Here is a 13,861-nt window from a genome sequence, read left to right on the forward strand (position 1 = left end):
TCGCAGGGACGACGTCGCGACGAGCCGGGGGTGGGCTCAGCGGGCGTCGAGGTGGCGCAGCAGCGTCTCACCCAGGTCGCGCATGTGCTCGACCTGCTCGGGGGTGAGCTGGTCGAACAGGTGCGTGCGCACTCCCTCGACGTGCACCCGCGCGGCGGCCTCCAGGGCGGCGAACCCCTCGTCGGTGAGGACCGCCAGCTGGCCGCGGCCGTCCTCCGCGCAGACCTGCCGGCGCACCCAGCCGCGCTCCTCCAGCCGCGCCACCGCGTGCGAGAGCCGGCTGCGGGAGGACAGGCAGCGGTCGGCGAGCTCGCTCATCCGCAGCCGCCGGCCCTCGGCCTCCGACAGCGCGACGAGGATCTCGTAGTAGGCGTGGGAGATGCCGGTCTGGCGGGTGAGCTCGCGGTCGAGCCGGTCCTGCAGGAGCAGCGAGCTGTACAGCCAGGCCCGCCAGGCCCGCTGCTCCTCGGCGTCGAGCCAGCGGGGCTCCCCGTGCGCGGTCATGTCGATCAGGGTACTGGCGGAATAGATGAGCCTTCAACTACGCTAGGCTCCGGCAGAAGGTCAAGCGCTCAATCACCTCAGGAGACTCCCATGACCAGCACCGCCACCCAGATCCCCGGCTACGTCGTCGGCACGTGGGACATCGACCCCACCCACTCGACGGTGGGCTTCTCCGTCCGCCACATGATGGTCAGCAAGGTCCGCGGCTACTTCCGCGACTTCTCGGGCGAGATCGTCACCGCCGAGGACCCGACGCAGTCCACCGTCACCGCGCGGATCAACATGGACTCCATCGACACCCGGCAGGAGCAGCGCGACGCGCACATCCGCTCCGCCGACTTCTTCGACGTGGGCAACCACACCGAGATGACCTTCCGCTCCACCGCGGTCCGCACCGACGGTGCCGACTGGACCGTCCTCGGTGACCTGACCATCAAGGGCATCACCAAGCCCGTGGAGCTCGAGCTCGAGCTCAACGGCTTCGGCCCCGACGCCTACGGCGGCACCCGCGCCGGCTTCTCGGCCAAGACCGAGATCTCCCGCAAGGAGTTCGGCGTCGACATCGACATGCCCATGGACGGCGGCGGCGTCGTGGTCGGCGACAAGATCAACGTCGAGCTCGAGATCGAGGCCGTGCTCCGCGCCGCGTGAGCGACTCGTACCGCAGACGGAGGCCCCGGGCAGTCGCCCGGGGCCTCCGTGGCGTTCCGGGTCCTCCCAGCCGATCGACAGCACGCTGCCAGGCGCGCGGCCGACGCTGGCCCCGTGGGAAGGTCCCTGCCCCCGTGGCCGGCCACCTCCGGCCGGCTCGTCCTCGGCAGCCGGCCGGCATCCGTCCCGGAGGCGTCCGGTGTCCGCTGACCGGCGACGGGCGGTCCTCGGCGGCGCGGTCGCCGCGGTGCTGGTCGCGGTCGCGCTGGTCGTCGTGGTCGTCGTCCAGGAGGCTCGGACGTCGGCCCCGGCGAACGCGGCCGTCCCCGCCGGCACGGTCGACGACGGCACCGGCATCGCCGTCGGGGCGGCCTCCGCGCCGGTGACCGTGGACGTGTACGAGGACTTCCAGTGCCCGGTCTGTGCCTCCTTCGAGGCGACGAACGGCGCCACCCTCGACCGGCTGGTGCAGGACGGCACGGTCCGGCTCGTCCACCACCCGATCGCCTTCCTGGACCGGGCGTCGACGACCGACTACTCCACCCGGGCGCTCGACGCAGCCAGCGTGGTGCTCGACCGGGCCGGCGTCGAGGCCTTCGTCCGGTTCTCCGACCTGCTCTTCACCGCCCAGCCGCCCGAGGGCGGTGCCGGCCTGACCGACGACCGGCTGGTCGACCTCGCCGCGCAGGCCGGGGCGTCGGGCCAGGCGGTCGAGGAGGGCATCCGCGACCGCGCGTTCGCGGACTGGACGCGGCAGGTGACCGACGCGGCCGGCCGTGCCGGGGTCGCCGCCACACCGACCGTGCTGGTCGACGGCACGCCGGTCGCGAACTCCCGGCTCACCCCGGCCGGCATCAGCGCCGCGGTCGAGGCCGCCGCGCGCGGCTGACGGGGTCCCACCCGCGTCCCGGCCGGTGCGGCAGCATCCGACGGGTCCGGGAGGGGGAGGGATGTCCAGGGTGCTGCGCGCCGCGGCCTGGCCCACCCTGCTCGCCGGCCTCGTGCTCATGGCATGGGCGGGGCTGCGGTCGGCCCGCTACCGGCCGGGCTGGCTCGAGCCGGAGGTCGCCTGCCTGCGGTCGGGGGAGTGCAGGCCGGCCGACGTCGAGGCCGGGCTGACCGCCCTGTGGTGGGCGGTGGGCGCCGGGGCGGTGGTGCTCGCGGTCGGCGTCGTCCTGGTCGCCCTGCGCCGCCCGCCGGTCGCCGTCGGCCCGCCGGCGCGCGGTCGACCGCCCCTGGTGCACGCGGTGGTCGTCGCCGCGGCGGGCAGCGCGGTCGGCCTGCTGCTGGAGCTGCCCCTGCTCGTGGCCCTGTTCGCCGGGGCACACGCCGTGCCGGCGGCGCTCGCCGTCCTGTGGCTGGTCCAGGCCGAGGTGCTCGCCGGGCTCGGCCTGCGCCTGGGCCCGCCCGGGACGTCGCCGCGCCGGGCCTGGCTCACCGGGCTGGCGGTCAGCGGTGCGGCCACGTTCCTGGTCGCCCTCGCGGTCGGTGCCGGGTGGGCGGGGTCCGGCGACTGGTGGCTCCTCCTCCTGGCCGACGGCGCCCTGCTCGGCCTGGGGACCGCCGTCGCTCGGCTGACCGGCGAGGCCGGGCGCGGCGGGTCACCGCGGCACGCCGCCGTCGCCCTCGCCGTGTTCGGGGTGGCCGCGTTCGTCCTCCTCGGCGGCGTCCAGGCGCTGGTGCGGACCGGGGTCCCGGCGCTCGTCGCGCTCGGCCCGCCGCTGCCCGAGGAGCCCGCCCTCACGGCGCCGGCGCCGACCGCCCCACCGGCATCACCCGTCCCGCTCCCGCCGCCGGTGACCACCCCGCCTCCGCCGCGCGTGGCGGCCGACGTGCCGTGCGCGGTCGGCGACCTCGACCTCGCCGTCGTCGGATTCGACGCCGCGATGGGGGCCCGGGCGGCGAGCGTGCAGGCGCGCAACACCGGCGACGCCCCGTGCTGGGTGGAGGGCGTGCCCGTGGTGACGCTGCTGCAGGGCGGCCGGCCGCTCGCCCTCACCGTCGAGCCCGGCCGGAGCCCGACCGGCGGGCCGGCGCCCGTCGAGCGGGTCGGCATCGCCCCCGGCGGGACGGCGCTGTCGCTGCTGACCTGGCGGACGTACGCCGGCTGGGCCGACGCGCAGACCCCGCAGTCGGTCACCGTGGCCCTCGACGCGGGCTCCCCGGCGGTCGAGGCGGGCATCGTCGGTGGCGCGCCGCAGGTCCCGTTCGACATCGCCGACGGCGGCGCGTGGGGCATCGCCCCGTGGGCGCCGCCCTGGAACTGACCGGCGCGGACCGGACCGCGGCGAGGGGGAGACTGGTCGGCATGTCGACGTCCACGCTGACCCGTGCCCGCACCCGCTTCCCGTCCGCCCTCCTGGTCGCGCTCGGGCTCGCCGCCGGCTTCGGCGTCGCCCAGGGCACCGGCGTGCGCGCGCTCGGGGGCGCCCTGTTCGCGCTCGGCGGCCTGGGGGCGGCGTGGCTGTGGGTGCAGCGGCGCGGCTGGGCGGTCGCGCTCGGGCTGGGCGCCCTCTACGTCGGCGCCTTCGTGCTCGCCCACGTCCTGGCGCTCGGCGTGGGGATGGCGGCCTGGCTGGCCGTGGGATTGGTCACGATCGCCGCCGCAGGGGTGACGTTCGCGCTGGCCGATCGAGCCTGAGCTGCTGGAACGGCCACCCTCCAGGGGCCCGCGCCGAGCCCGCGAGGCGTGGGGAGGAGGCTGGTCCTTCTAGAGTGGGAAGGTCGCCGGGCCGGCGGCCGTTACCCGAGATGCCGCGAGCGCCGACTGCCGCGGATCCCCGAACTCCCCCGAGGTGCCGTTCCGCATGCCCACCCGCGACGACCTGCGCAACGTGGCGATCATCGCCCACGTCGACCACGGCAAGACGACCCTGGTCGACGCCCTCCTCCGCCAGGCGGGCGCCCTCGGGCGCGCCAAGGGCGAGGGGACGGACAACGACTCCACGCAGGACCGCGTCATGGACTCGATGGACCTCGAGCGTGAGCGCGGTATCACCATCCTCGCCAAGAACACCGCCATCCGGCTGGCCGACGAGAACGGCAACCCGGTGACGGTCAACATCGTCGACACCCCCGGCCACGCCGACTTCGGCGGTGAGGTCGAGCGCGGCCTGTCGATGGTCGACGGCGTCGTCCTGCTCGTCGACTCCTCCGAGGGGCCGCTGCCGCAGACCCGGTTCGTGCTCCGCAAGGCGCTCGGCAAGGGGATGCCGGTCATCCTCGTGGTGAACAAGACCGACCGCTCCGACGCCCGCATCGCCGAGGTCGTCGACGAGACCTACGAGCTGTTCATGGAGCTGCTCGAGGACAACGGCCTGGACACCGACGCGCTCGAGTTCCCGATCGTCTACTCGAACGGCAAGACCGGGCAGGCCTCGCTCACCCGGCCGGCCGACGGCACCAGTCCCGACAGCCCGGACCTCGGTCCGCTGGTGAAGACCCTGCTGGAGACCATCCCGGCGCCCACCTACGACGCCGAGGAGCCGCTGCGCGCGCAGGTCACCAACCTCGACGCCTCGCCGTTCCTGGGCCGGCTGGCGCTGCTGCGCATCCACTCCGGTGAGATGAAGCGCGGCCAGCAGGTCGCCTGGTGCCGCACCGACGGCACGGTCAAGAACGTCAAGATCACCGAGCTGCTCGTCACCGAGGGGCTCACCCGGACCCCGGCCGACAGCGCCGGCCCCGGCGACCTGGTCGCCATCGCGGGCATCGAGGAGATCATGATCGGCGACACCCTCGCCGACCCCAACGACCCGCGCCCGCTGCCGCCGCTGACCGTCGACGAGCCGTCGATCTCGATCACCATCGGCATCAACACCTCGCCGATCTCCGGCAAGTCGGGCAAGAAGCTCACCGCCCGGCTGATCAAGAACCGGCTCGACCAGGAGCTGGTCGGCAACGTGTCGGTGCGCATGCTGCCCACCGAGCGCCCCGACACCTGGGAGATGCAGGGCCGGGGCGAGCTGGCCCTGGCGATCCTCGTCGAGCAGCTGCGCCGCGAGGAGTTCGAGCTGACCGTCGGGCGGCCGACCGTCGTCACCAAGGAGATCGACGGCAAGCTGCACGAGCCGGTCGAGCGGGTCACCATCGACACCCCGGGCGACTACGTCGGCACGCTGACCCAGGCGCTGGCCACCCGCCGCGGCCGCATGGAGAACCTCGTCCACCACGACACCGGCTGGGCGCGGATGGAGTACATCGTGCCGTCGCGGGGCCTGATCGGGTTCCGCACCGAGTTCCTCACCGAGACCCGCGGCACCGGCGTCCTCAACCACAACCTCGAGGGCTACGAGCCGTGGATGGGCGACATGCGCGCCCGCCCGACCGGCTCGCTGGTCGCCGACCGGCAGGGCGTGGCGACGTCGTACGCGATGTTCTCGCTGCAGGAGCGCGGCTCGATGATGGTCGCCCCGGGCACCGAGGTGTACGAGGGCATGATCGTCGGCGAGAACTCCCGCCCCGACGACATGGACGTCAACATCACCAAGGAGAAGAAGCTCACCAACATGCGGTCCTCGACCGCTGAGGAGCTCGAGCGGCTCATCCCGCCGCGGATCCTGAACCTCGAGCAGGCGCTGGAGTTCTGTGCCGAGGACGAGTGCGTGGAGGTCACCCCGGCCGCGATCCGCGTGCGCAAGGTGATCCTCGACCAGAGCGAGCGGGGCAAGGCCCGCAACCGCAAGCCGAAGGTCTGAGGCCGGGGGGCGCTGTGTGCACACACCGCGCCTCCCGTGCGGTGCCGTCCGCGCTGTGTGCACACAGCGCGGGCGGGTTGACGGCCGAGTGAGCTGTCGTCGTCGCGACGCGTGCGCGACACGCCGTCCCTGACGGTGGCGACCGCCCACTCGGCCGTCGGCGTCTTTGACACTCCTCCGGCTGCGTCCCTACGGTTCCGAGTCGTCCCAGGACCGCTCGTCGGGGCCCGATCCCGTCCGTTCCCCGTCCCGACGTGCCCCGCCACCGTGCGACGACGCCGGTGGACCGCACGGACAACGGAGTCCTCCATGACCGGACGCCCGACCCCCCTCCCACCCGCCGCGACCTCCCGGGGACGCCTCCGCTGGCCGCTGGTCGCCGCGGCCGGTGCCGGCCTGCTCGTCACCGCGTTCGCCAGCCCCGCCGCCGCGCAGGGCCCGACCACGACCGTCGAGCCCTTCGGCACCGCCCCCGACGGCACCCAGGTCGAGCGCTGGACCCTGGCCAACGGGGACGTGACGCTGCGCGTGCTCACCTGGGGCGGCGTGATCCAGTCGCTGGAGGTCCCGGACGCCGACGGCGAGGTCGAGAACGTCGTCCTCGGCTTCCCGGACCTGGCCGGCTACGTCGAGGACACCGACCCCTACTTCGGCTCCCTCATCGGCCGCTACGGCAACCGCATCGCCGGCGGCACCTTCACCCTCGACGGCACGGTCCACCAGCTGCCGCAGAACGACGGGCCGAACACGCTGCACGGCGGTCCCGACGGCTTCGACGACCGCGTCTGGGAGGCCACCGACGTGGGCGACGACGAGGTCGCCGCGCTGCAGCTCGAGCTGGTCAGCGAGGACGGCGACCAGGGCTTCCCCGGCACGCTGACCGCGACGGTCACCTACAGCCTGGACGCCGAGTGGCAGCTGACGGTCCACTACGAGGCCACCACCGATGCGCCGACCGTGGTCAACCTGACCCAGCACACCTACTGGAACCTCGCCGGCGAGGGGTCCGGGAGCATCTACGACCACGAGCTGCAGCTCGACGCGAGCGGGTACACGCCGGTCGACGAGACGCTCATCCCCACCGGCGAGATCGCGTCCGTCGAGGGCACCCCGTTCGACTTCCGCGAGCCCACCGCGATCGGCTCGCGCATCCGCGAGGACGACCAGCAGCTGCTCTTCGGCCAGGGCTACGACCACAACTGGGCGCTGGACCGCGAGGACGACGGGGCCCGCGAGGGCTCCGACAGCGAGGACCCGCTCGAGGAGGCGGCGGTGCTGCGCGACCCGGACAGCGGCCGCACCCTCACCATCTCCACCACCGAGCCGGGCATCCAGTTCTACTCGGGCAACTTCCTCGACGGCACGCTGGTCGGCACCGGCGGCTCGGTCTACCGGCAGGGCGACGGGCTGGCCCTGGAGACCCAGCACTTCCCCGACTCGCCCAACCAGCCGGACTTCCCGTCCACCGAGCTGCGCCCCGGCGAGGTCTACGACAGCACCACCGTCTTCGCCCTGACCAGCTGAGACGGGCCGCCGACGACCGTCGTGATCACCCCGTGACCAGCTGTGATGACGGGCCGGGTGGCCGGAACCCGCCGACGACGCGTTCCCCGGGACCCGCCGGGCCCGCTCCGTAGGTTCTCCTCGGGCCCGTGTACCTGGGGCGACATCCGACGTGGGAAGGCGGCGCGACGCTGATGAGGACGACCCTGCAGACGCTGGCAGCCGAGGGGCACCGGGGCGGGATCGACGTCCGGGTGAGCCTGCGCAGCGACGCGGGGTCGGGGGAGCACCCCTTCGACGGCGCCTGGTTCCCGCGCAGCCGCGACCTGGCCGTGGAGGTGCCCGAGCTGGTCGCCGCCCTCGACAGGCGCGGCCTGCGCATCGAGCGCTTCACCTACCCGCTCGACGCCTGGACCGCGTGTCCCCGCAAGGTCGCCGTCGGGGGCCGGGTGGTGCGCACCGGGGGCTTCCGCAGCATGGACCCGGGCGTGGTCTGCCTCAGCTGGGACGGCGGTACCCGCCGGGCGGACCTCCTCGTCGTCCCCCCGGAGACCGACGTCATCACCGGGGCGCGGGCGTTGCGCCTGTGCACCCGGCGGGGCCTGCCGCGCTCGCCGCAGATGGTGCTGGCCGCCGCGCGGTCGCTGCCGCTCCCGCAGGTCCCCCGGCTGCCGGTCACGGTCTGAGCTCGTTCGCCGGCCGCGAACCGGCTGGACGGCGGGGGAGCGGCTCGGCTGGGCTGTCGGCATGCGACTGCTCGTCCTCGGCGGCACCCACTTCCTCGGCCGGCACGTGGCGACGGCGGCCCTCGACCGCGGGTGCGAGGTGGCCACCTTCACCCGCGGCGTCTCCGGCCCCCCTCCGGACGGGGTCCGCGCGCTGCACGGCGACCGCGACGACCCGGCCGCGCTGCCGGCCGCCCTCGACGGCTGGGCGCCCGACCTCGTCGTCGACACCTCGTGCCAGACCCGCGCCGCGGCCCGCAACGCCGCCGAGGTGCTGACCGGCGTCCGGGGATACGCCTTCGTCAGCAGCCTCAACGCCTACCGGGACTGGCCACCCGGGCCGATCCGCGGCGAGGACGAGCCGGTCTGGGAGAGCGACGAGGACGAGTACGGGCCGATCAAGGCCGAGGCCGAGCGGGTGCTCGGCGCCGCGCTCCCCGGCCGCTTCCTCACCGCCCGCGCCGGCCTGATCGTCGGCCCGGACGACCGCGTGCACCGGCTGGGCTGGTGGCTGCAGCGGATCGCGCGCGGCGGTCGGGTCGTCGTCCCCGACGCGCTGGACCAGCCGATCGCCGCGGTCGACGTCCGGGACCTCGCCGGCTGGCTGGTGGACGTGGCCGCGCGTGGCGAGTCCGGTGCGGTGAACGCCACCGGCCCGGCGGGGATGACCACGCTGGGCGGGCTGCTCGACCTGTGCCGGCGGGTGACCGGCAGCGACGCGGAGTGGGTGGTGGTCCCCGAGGTGGACCTGCTCGCCGCGGGCGTCGAGCCGTGGCTGCACCTGCCGCTGTGGCTGCCCGCCGAGATGGCCCGCACCGCCTGGGACGTCGACACCAGCCGGGCCCGGGAGCTGGGACTGCCCAGCCGGCCGCTGGAGGAGACCGTCGCCGACACCTGGGCGTGGCTGCGCACCGTCGACGAGCTGCCGCCCCCGCCGCACGGGCTGCCCGTGCCCGGCCTGCCCGCCGACCTGGAGGCCGCGCTGCTCGCCGGTCGCTGAGGTCAGCGGCGGCGGGCCCGCAGCACCTCGTCGGCGTGGTGGTCGCCGTGCCCGCCACCCGGCCGCGGCCGCCTCTCGGCCACCAGCACCTCCCAGGCCCGCGGGTCCAGGTCGGCCGCCACCTCGCCGGCGGCGGCGAAGCGGTCCGCGCCCCAGACGGCGGCGCGCTCCTCGTCGAAGGCATGGCCGACCCACAGCAGGGTGCCGCCGGGGACCACCGCCGCCGCCAGCCGCGGCACCAGCTCGCGGCGGAGCGCCTCGTCCGGGTGCAGGAAGTGCGCGGTGACCAGGTGGAAGACCTGCGGCGGCCGGTGGGTCGCCACGTCCCCGCGGACCCACTCGACCCGCGCGGTGAGCCCCGCCGCGGCCGCGTGCTCCGCGGCGCGCGCCAGCGCCACCTCCGACCAGTCCAGGCCGGTCACCTGCCAGCCGCGGCCGGCCAGCCACAGGACGTCGCCGCCCTCCCCGCAGCCGACGTCCAGTGCGCGCCCCGGCGTCAGGTCGGCGGCCTCGGCCACCAGGACGTCGTTGGCCCGGCCGCTCCACAGCGAGGGCGCCGCGCGGTAGCGCTCCTCCCAGGACGCGGAGTCGAGGCCGGCCGGCTGGGGTCCGTGCTCGTGCATCGTCACGCTCAGACCCCGTGCCGCCGGTCGCCCAGCACCGCGTCGCCCAGCTCCCGCTCGGCGGCGGGGGAGAAGGGTGCCCGGCGGGCGGCGACGGCCCGGGCGGTGTCCTCCTCGACCAGGTCGGCGTTGATCCGCGCGGCCGCCGTCAGCCCCTGGGCCGCCGCGCTGACCACCTGGGCCCGCAGGTCGGTGACGTTGCCGGCCAGGTACACGCCGGACACCGTGGTCGCGCCGTCGGCGCCGGTCGGGACGGCGCTGCCGAACACGTGACCGCCCATCCGGAGGTCCTCGGCGACCAGGCCGAGCGAGGCCAGCAGGGCGGAGCGGGCGGTGAACCGCGGGGCCACCACCAGGGCGTCCCGGTGGACCAGCCGGCCGGACACCAGCCGGACCCCGGTGAGCCGGTCGCCGGCGGACTCCACGGCGGCCACCTCACCGGTCACCACGGCGATGCCGCGCGCGGCCAGCTGGTCCCACTCCTCCTCGGCCGGCTCGGGGCCGGTGTGCAGGAAGAGGGTGACGTCGTCGCTCCACTGCCGCCACAGCAGCGCCTGGTGCACCCCGAAGGAACTGGTGGCCAGCACGCCGATCGCGTGGTCGCGCACCTCCCAGCCGTGGCAGTAGGGGCAGTGCAGGACATCGTGACCCCAGCGCTCGCGCAGCCCGGGCACCGGGGGGAGCTCGTCGACCAGGCCGGTGGTCACCAGCAGCCGCCGGGCGTGCACGGTGCCGCCCTCGGCCAGCTCGACGGCGAACCCGCCGTCCTCCGCGGTCGCGGCGACGGCCGTCCCGGCCCGCAGCTCGCCGCCGTAGCCGGTCACCTCGGACCGCCCGGCGGCGAGGAGGTCGCCCGGCGGGGTGCCGTCCCGCCCCAGGTAGTTGTGCATCTCCGTGGCCGGGGCGTTGCGCGGGGCCCCGTCGTCGATCACCAGCACCGACCGGCGGGCCCGGCCCAGGGCCAGCGCTCCGCTCAGGCCGGCCGCCCCGCCGCCGACCACCACCACGTCGTACCGCTGCATCGTCGTCCTCCTCGTCGTCCGGTGCCGACGACGGTGCACCTGGGGACGGCGTCTTGACAAACACCTTTGCCGGAACCGCAAAATGGGCCATGGTCGACGACGCTCCTCCGCTCACCGACGTCCTCGACGCGGTCGGTCCCCGGCTGCGTTCGCTGCGCCAGCAGCGCGGCGCGACGCTGGCCGAGCTGTCGGCGACCACCGGCATCTCGGTGAGCACCCTGTCCCGCCTGGAGTCCGGGCAGCGCCGGCCCAGCCTGGAGCTGCTGCTCCCGCTGGCCCGGGCGCACGACGTCCCGCTCGACGAGCTGGTGCAGGCGCCGACGGAGGATCCGCGGGTGCGCGCGCGGCCGGTCCTGCGCAACGGGATGACGATGTGGCCACTGACCCGGCGGCCGGGCGGGCTGCAGGCCTACCGGGCGGTCATCTCGCCGGATGCGGCCCGCGGCGAGCCGGAGCAGAAGAGCCACGAGGGCTACGAGTGGATGTACGTGCTCTCCGGACGGCTGCGGCTGCTGCTCGGCGAGCACGACCTGGTGCTCGTGCCCGGCGAGGTGGCCGAGTTCGACACCCACGTGCCGCACTGGTTCGGCGCCGCCGGGAACGAGCCGGTGGAGGTGCTCCTGCTCTTCGGTCCGCAGGGGGAGCGGATGCACGTGCGGGCCCGTCCCCGCTCCCGCTGAGTCGTCAGCGGGTGGGGACGGCGTCGGCCGTCTCGGCCTCCTCCAGCCGGGCGGCTTCGGCGGCGAGGGCGTCGGCGGACTCCAGGGCGCGGTCCTTGCGGTACTCGCGGAAGGAGTGGACGACCGCGGCGGCCCAGAGGGCGTAGAGGGCGGCGTAGACGGTGTAGCGGACCGGGTCGGAGGCGTCGATCCAGTCGCTGCGCAGCAGGGTGCGGGTGTTGGTGATGACGATGATCCCGCCGACCAGGGAGCCGAGCATGCGCGGCGGGACGTGGCGGACCAGCCAGGCGGCGATCGGGGCGGCGATCAGCCCGCCGAGGAGCAGGGCCAGCACCCAGCCGAAGTCGATGCCCTGGGAGCCCAGGGCGAGCAGGAAGCCGAGGCTGGCGGCCAGCGCGACGAGGAACTCGGAGGTGTCGATGGAGCCGATCACCTTGCGGGGTTCCATCCGGCCGCTGGCCAGCAGGGCGGGGGTGCCGACCGGGCCCCAGCCGCCGCCGCCGGTGGCGTCGACGAAGCCGGCGACCAGGCCCAGCGGGCCCAGGAAGCGCTTGCGGACCGGCTTGCCCAGGTGCCGGCGGTCCACGCCGCGCAGGGTGAAGCGGATCAGCAGGTAGACGCCGAGGGCGAGCAGGATCAGCGACATGACCGGGGCGGCGACCTCGGTGGAGAGGCTGGCCAGCACGGTGGCGCCGAGGAAGGCCCCCACGGCGCCGGGGACGCCGACCTTGGCCACCACGCGCCAGTCGACGTTGCCGAACTTCCAGTGCGACAGGCCCGAGGCCAGGGTGGTGCCGATCTCGGCGAGGTGGATGGTGGCCGAGGCGGTGGCCGGGTTGGTGCCGATGGCCAGCAGCAGGGTGGTCGAGGTGACGCCGTAGGCCATGCCCAGGCTGCCGTCCACCAGCTGCGCACCCAGACCGACCAGGGCGAGCAGGACGAGGGTCCTCACCGGGACCCCTCGCGCGCGTCGCGTCCCTCCGGGGACGCCGTCACCACTGCCACACCAGCATGTGTACGGAGCGGCGCAGGCGGGCGGAACGCCTCAACCGGGGGGACGCCGACGCCGCAACCTGGGGGTGGACGACGAGAAGCCCCGCCCGGCGGTGTGCCGGGCGGGGCCTCTCCGTGTTCGGCGTGGCCCCGGGACGGGGTCCGTGCTCAGTCCTGCGGAGCGCTGGGCCGGCCGGCGGTCAGGTTGCGCCGCAGGTCGGCCGCGTCAGCGGCGTCGGCCGTCTCGGCCTCCTCCAGCCGGGCGGCTTCGGCGGCGAGGGCGTCGGCGGACTCCAGGGCGCGGTCCTTGCGGTACTCGCGGAAGGAGTGGACGACCGCGGCGGCCCAGAGGGCGTAGAGGGCGGCGTAGACGGTGTAGCGGACCGGGTCGGAGGCGTCGATCCAGTCGCTGCGCAGCAGGGTGCGGGTGTTGGTGATGACGATGATCCCGCCGACCAGGGAGCCGAGCATGCGCGGCGGGACGTGGCGGACCAGCCAGGCGGCGATCGGGGCGGCGATCAGCCCGCCGAGGAGCAGGGCCAGCACCCAGCCGAAGTCGATGCCCTGGGAGCCCAGGGCGAGCAGGAAGCCGAGGCTGGCGGCCAGCGCGACGAGGAACTCGGAGGTGTCGATGGAGCCGATCACCTTGCGGGGTTCCATCCGGCCGCTGGCCAGCAGGGCGGGGGTGCCGACCGGGCCCCAGCCGCCGCCGCCGGTGGCGTCGACGAAGCCGGCGACCAGGCCCAGCGGGCCCAGGAAGCGCTTGCGGACCGGCTTGCCCAGGTGCCGGCGGTCCACGCCGCGCAGGGTGAAGCGGATCAGCAGGTAGACGCCGAGGGCGAGCAGGATCAGCGACATGACCGGGGCGGCGACCTCGGTGGAGAGGCTGGCCAGCACGGTGGCGCCGAGGAAGGCCCCCACGGCGCCGGGGACGCCGACCTTGGCCACCACGCGCCAGTCGACGTTGCCGAACTTCCAGTGCGACAGGCCCGAGGCCAGGGTGGTGCCGATCTCGGCGAGGTGGATGGTGGCCGAGGCGGTGGCCGGGTTGGTGCCGATGGCCAGCAGCAGGGTGGTCGAGGTGACGCCGTAGGCCATGCCCAGGCTGCCGTCCACCAGCTGCGCGCCCAGACCGACCAGGGCGAGCAGGACGAGGGTCTTCACGGGTTACTCCGGATCCGGGGAGGAGGTCGCGGGCGCGCGGCAGCGCGCGGCACAGCGCGGGACGAACGGGGGAGCGGTGCGCAGCAGCGCGAGGGGTCAGCAGCCCGGACAGCGGGCGGTGCAGACGCGCAGCAGGTCGACGTGGATCCGGCTCACCAGGAGCACCGTCGTCGCCGCCACGGCGATATGTCTACCAGATCGATCGGGATTGACGCCAAGGCCGGTCCCAGCCAGCGGGACACCGTCCTCCCGGCGGGGACGCGACGGGCCCGGCAGGACGCGCCTGCCGGGCCCGTGGG

14 protein-coding genes are annotated in these 13,861 nt (G+C 75.0%); 9 read left to right on the plus strand and 5 right to left on the minus strand.

Annotated features, from left to right (window positions below):
* Positions 1-36 precede the first annotated feature (36 nt).
* Positions 37-504 carry a MarR family winged helix-turn-helix transcriptional regulator gene (locus tag ACI789_RS12855; protein WP_457009543.1) on the minus strand — a complete coding sequence of 156 codons (468 nt, stop codon included), beginning with the start codon at positions 502-504 and terminating at the stop codon, positions 37-39.
* A gap of 90 nt (positions 505-594) precedes the next feature.
* Here ACI789_RS12855 and ACI789_RS12860 point away from each other — a divergent pair, with 90 nt between their 5' ends.
* From ACI789_RS12860 to ACI789_RS12895, 8 genes are all read left to right on the plus strand, one after another.
* Entirely contained in the window at positions 595-1,155 is a 561-nt protein-coding gene (locus tag ACI789_RS12860) for a YceI family protein (protein ID WP_457009545.1), read from the plus strand.
* Positions 1,156-1,354: 199 nt separating this feature from the next.
* On the plus strand, positions 1,355-2,044 hold the full coding sequence (locus ACI789_RS12865) for a DsbA family protein (protein ID WP_457009547.1): 690 nt from the start codon (positions 1,355-1,357) through the stop codon (positions 2,042-2,044).
* Between the two features lie 61 nt (positions 2,045-2,105).
* Positions 2,106-3,422, plus strand: coding sequence for a DUF4232 domain-containing protein (locus ACI789_RS12870; RefSeq protein ID WP_457009549.1), 1,317 nt, complete (start codon positions 2,106-2,108; stop codon positions 3,420-3,422).
* A gap of 41 nt (positions 3,423-3,463) precedes the next feature.
* On the plus strand, positions 3,464-3,796 hold the full coding sequence (locus tag ACI789_RS12875; RefSeq protein ID WP_456919839.1) for a hypothetical protein: 333 nt from the start codon (positions 3,464-3,466) through the stop codon (positions 3,794-3,796).
* 166 nt (positions 3,797-3,962) lie between these two features.
* Entirely contained in the window at positions 3,963-5,852 is a 1,890-nt protein-coding gene (gene typA, locus ACI789_RS12880; RefSeq protein WP_457009551.1) for a translational GTPase TypA, read from the plus strand.
* 309 nt (positions 5,853-6,161) lie between these two features.
* Positions 6,162-7,376 carry an aldose epimerase family protein gene (locus ACI789_RS12885; protein ID WP_457009553.1) on the plus strand — a complete coding sequence of 405 codons (1,215 nt, stop codon included), beginning with the start codon at positions 6,162-6,164 and terminating at the stop codon, positions 7,374-7,376.
* 173 nt (positions 7,377-7,549) lie between these two features.
* Positions 7,550-8,041, plus strand: a complete 492-nt coding sequence (locus ACI789_RS12890; RefSeq protein WP_457009555.1) for a DUF5994 family protein — start codon at positions 7,550-7,552, stop codon at positions 8,039-8,041.
* Positions 8,042-8,102: 61 nt separating this feature from the next.
* On the plus strand, positions 8,103-9,080 hold the full coding sequence (locus ACI789_RS12895) for an NAD-dependent epimerase/dehydratase family protein (protein ID WP_457009557.1): 978 nt from the start codon (positions 8,103-8,105) through the stop codon (positions 9,078-9,080).
* A gap of 2 nt (positions 9,081-9,082) precedes the next feature.
* Here ACI789_RS12895 and ACI789_RS12900 read toward each other — a convergent pair whose 3' ends face one another.
* Both ACI789_RS12900 and ACI789_RS12905 read right to left on the minus strand, forming a co-directional pair.
* Complete coding sequence (locus ACI789_RS12900) at positions 9,083-9,703, minus strand: SAM-dependent methyltransferase (protein ID WP_457009825.1); 621 nt, start codon at positions 9,701-9,703, stop codon at positions 9,083-9,085.
* An 8-nt stretch (positions 9,704-9,711) separates the two neighbouring features.
* Positions 9,712-10,725 (minus strand): NAD(P)/FAD-dependent oxidoreductase, encoded by a 1,014-nt coding sequence (locus ACI789_RS12905; protein WP_457009559.1) that lies wholly within the window; start codon positions 10,723-10,725, stop codon positions 9,712-9,714.
* 89 nt (positions 10,726-10,814) lie between these two features.
* On the opposite strand from ACI789_RS12905, the gene ACI789_RS12910 reads away from it, so the two are divergent.
* Complete coding sequence (locus ACI789_RS12910; protein WP_457009561.1) at positions 10,815-11,405, plus strand: helix-turn-helix domain-containing protein; 591 nt, start codon at positions 10,815-10,817, stop codon at positions 11,403-11,405.
* A 4-nt stretch (positions 11,406-11,409) separates the two neighbouring features.
* Here the strand turns inward: ACI789_RS12910 and ACI789_RS12915 are convergent, their stop codons facing one another.
* Both ACI789_RS12915 and ACI789_RS12920 read right to left on the minus strand, forming a co-directional pair.
* On the minus strand, positions 11,410-12,357 hold the full coding sequence (locus ACI789_RS12915) for a sulfite exporter TauE/SafE family protein (RefSeq protein ID WP_457009563.1): 948 nt from the start codon (positions 12,355-12,357) through the stop codon (positions 11,410-11,412).
* A gap of 209 nt (positions 12,358-12,566) precedes the next feature.
* Positions 12,567-13,562, minus strand: a complete 996-nt coding sequence (locus ACI789_RS12920; protein ID WP_457009565.1) for a sulfite exporter TauE/SafE family protein — start codon at positions 13,560-13,562, stop codon at positions 12,567-12,569.
* Between the last annotated feature and the right edge of the window lie 299 nt (positions 13,563-13,861).

This window comes from Geodermatophilus sp. SYSU D00965 (genome assembly GCF_054050075.1).

Bases quoted from the DNA above. Each gene is read 5' to 3' on its own strand.
- ACI789_RS12855 (WP_457009543.1), bottom strand. From the start codon at position 504: ATGACCGCGCACGGGGAGCCCCGCTGGCTCGACGCCGAGGAGCAGCGG.
- ACI789_RS12860 (WP_457009545.1), top strand. From the start codon at position 595: ATGACCAGCACCGCCACCCAGATCCCCGGCTACGTCGTCGGCACGTGG.
- ACI789_RS12870 (WP_457009549.1), top strand. From the start codon at position 2,106: ATGTCCAGGGTGCTGCGCGCCGCGGCCTGGCCCACCCTGCTCGCCGGC.
- ACI789_RS12875 (WP_456919839.1), top strand. From the start codon at position 3,464: ATGTCGACGTCCACGCTGACCCGTGCCCGCACCCGCTTCCCGTCCGCC.
- typA (WP_457009551.1), top strand. From the start codon at position 3,963: ATGCCCACCCGCGACGACCTGCGCAACGTGGCGATCATCGCCCACGTC.
- ACI789_RS12885 (WP_457009553.1), top strand. From the start codon at position 6,162: ATGACCGGACGCCCGACCCCCCTCCCACCCGCCGCGACCTCCCGGGGA.
- ACI789_RS12890 (WP_457009555.1), top strand. From the start codon at position 7,550: ATGAGGACGACCCTGCAGACGCTGGCAGCCGAGGGGCACCGGGGCGGG.
- ACI789_RS12895 (WP_457009557.1), top strand. From the start codon at position 8,103: ATGCGACTGCTCGTCCTCGGCGGCACCCACTTCCTCGGCCGGCACGTG.
- ACI789_RS12900 (WP_457009825.1), bottom strand. From the start codon at position 9,703: ATGCACGAGCACGGACCCCAGCCGGCCGGCCTCGACTCCGCGTCCTGG.
- ACI789_RS12905 (WP_457009559.1), bottom strand. From the start codon at position 10,725: ATGCAGCGGTACGACGTGGTGGTGGTCGGCGGCGGGGCGGCCGGCCTG.
- ACI789_RS12910 (WP_457009561.1), top strand. From the start codon at position 10,815: ATGGTCGACGACGCTCCTCCGCTCACCGACGTCCTCGACGCGGTCGGT.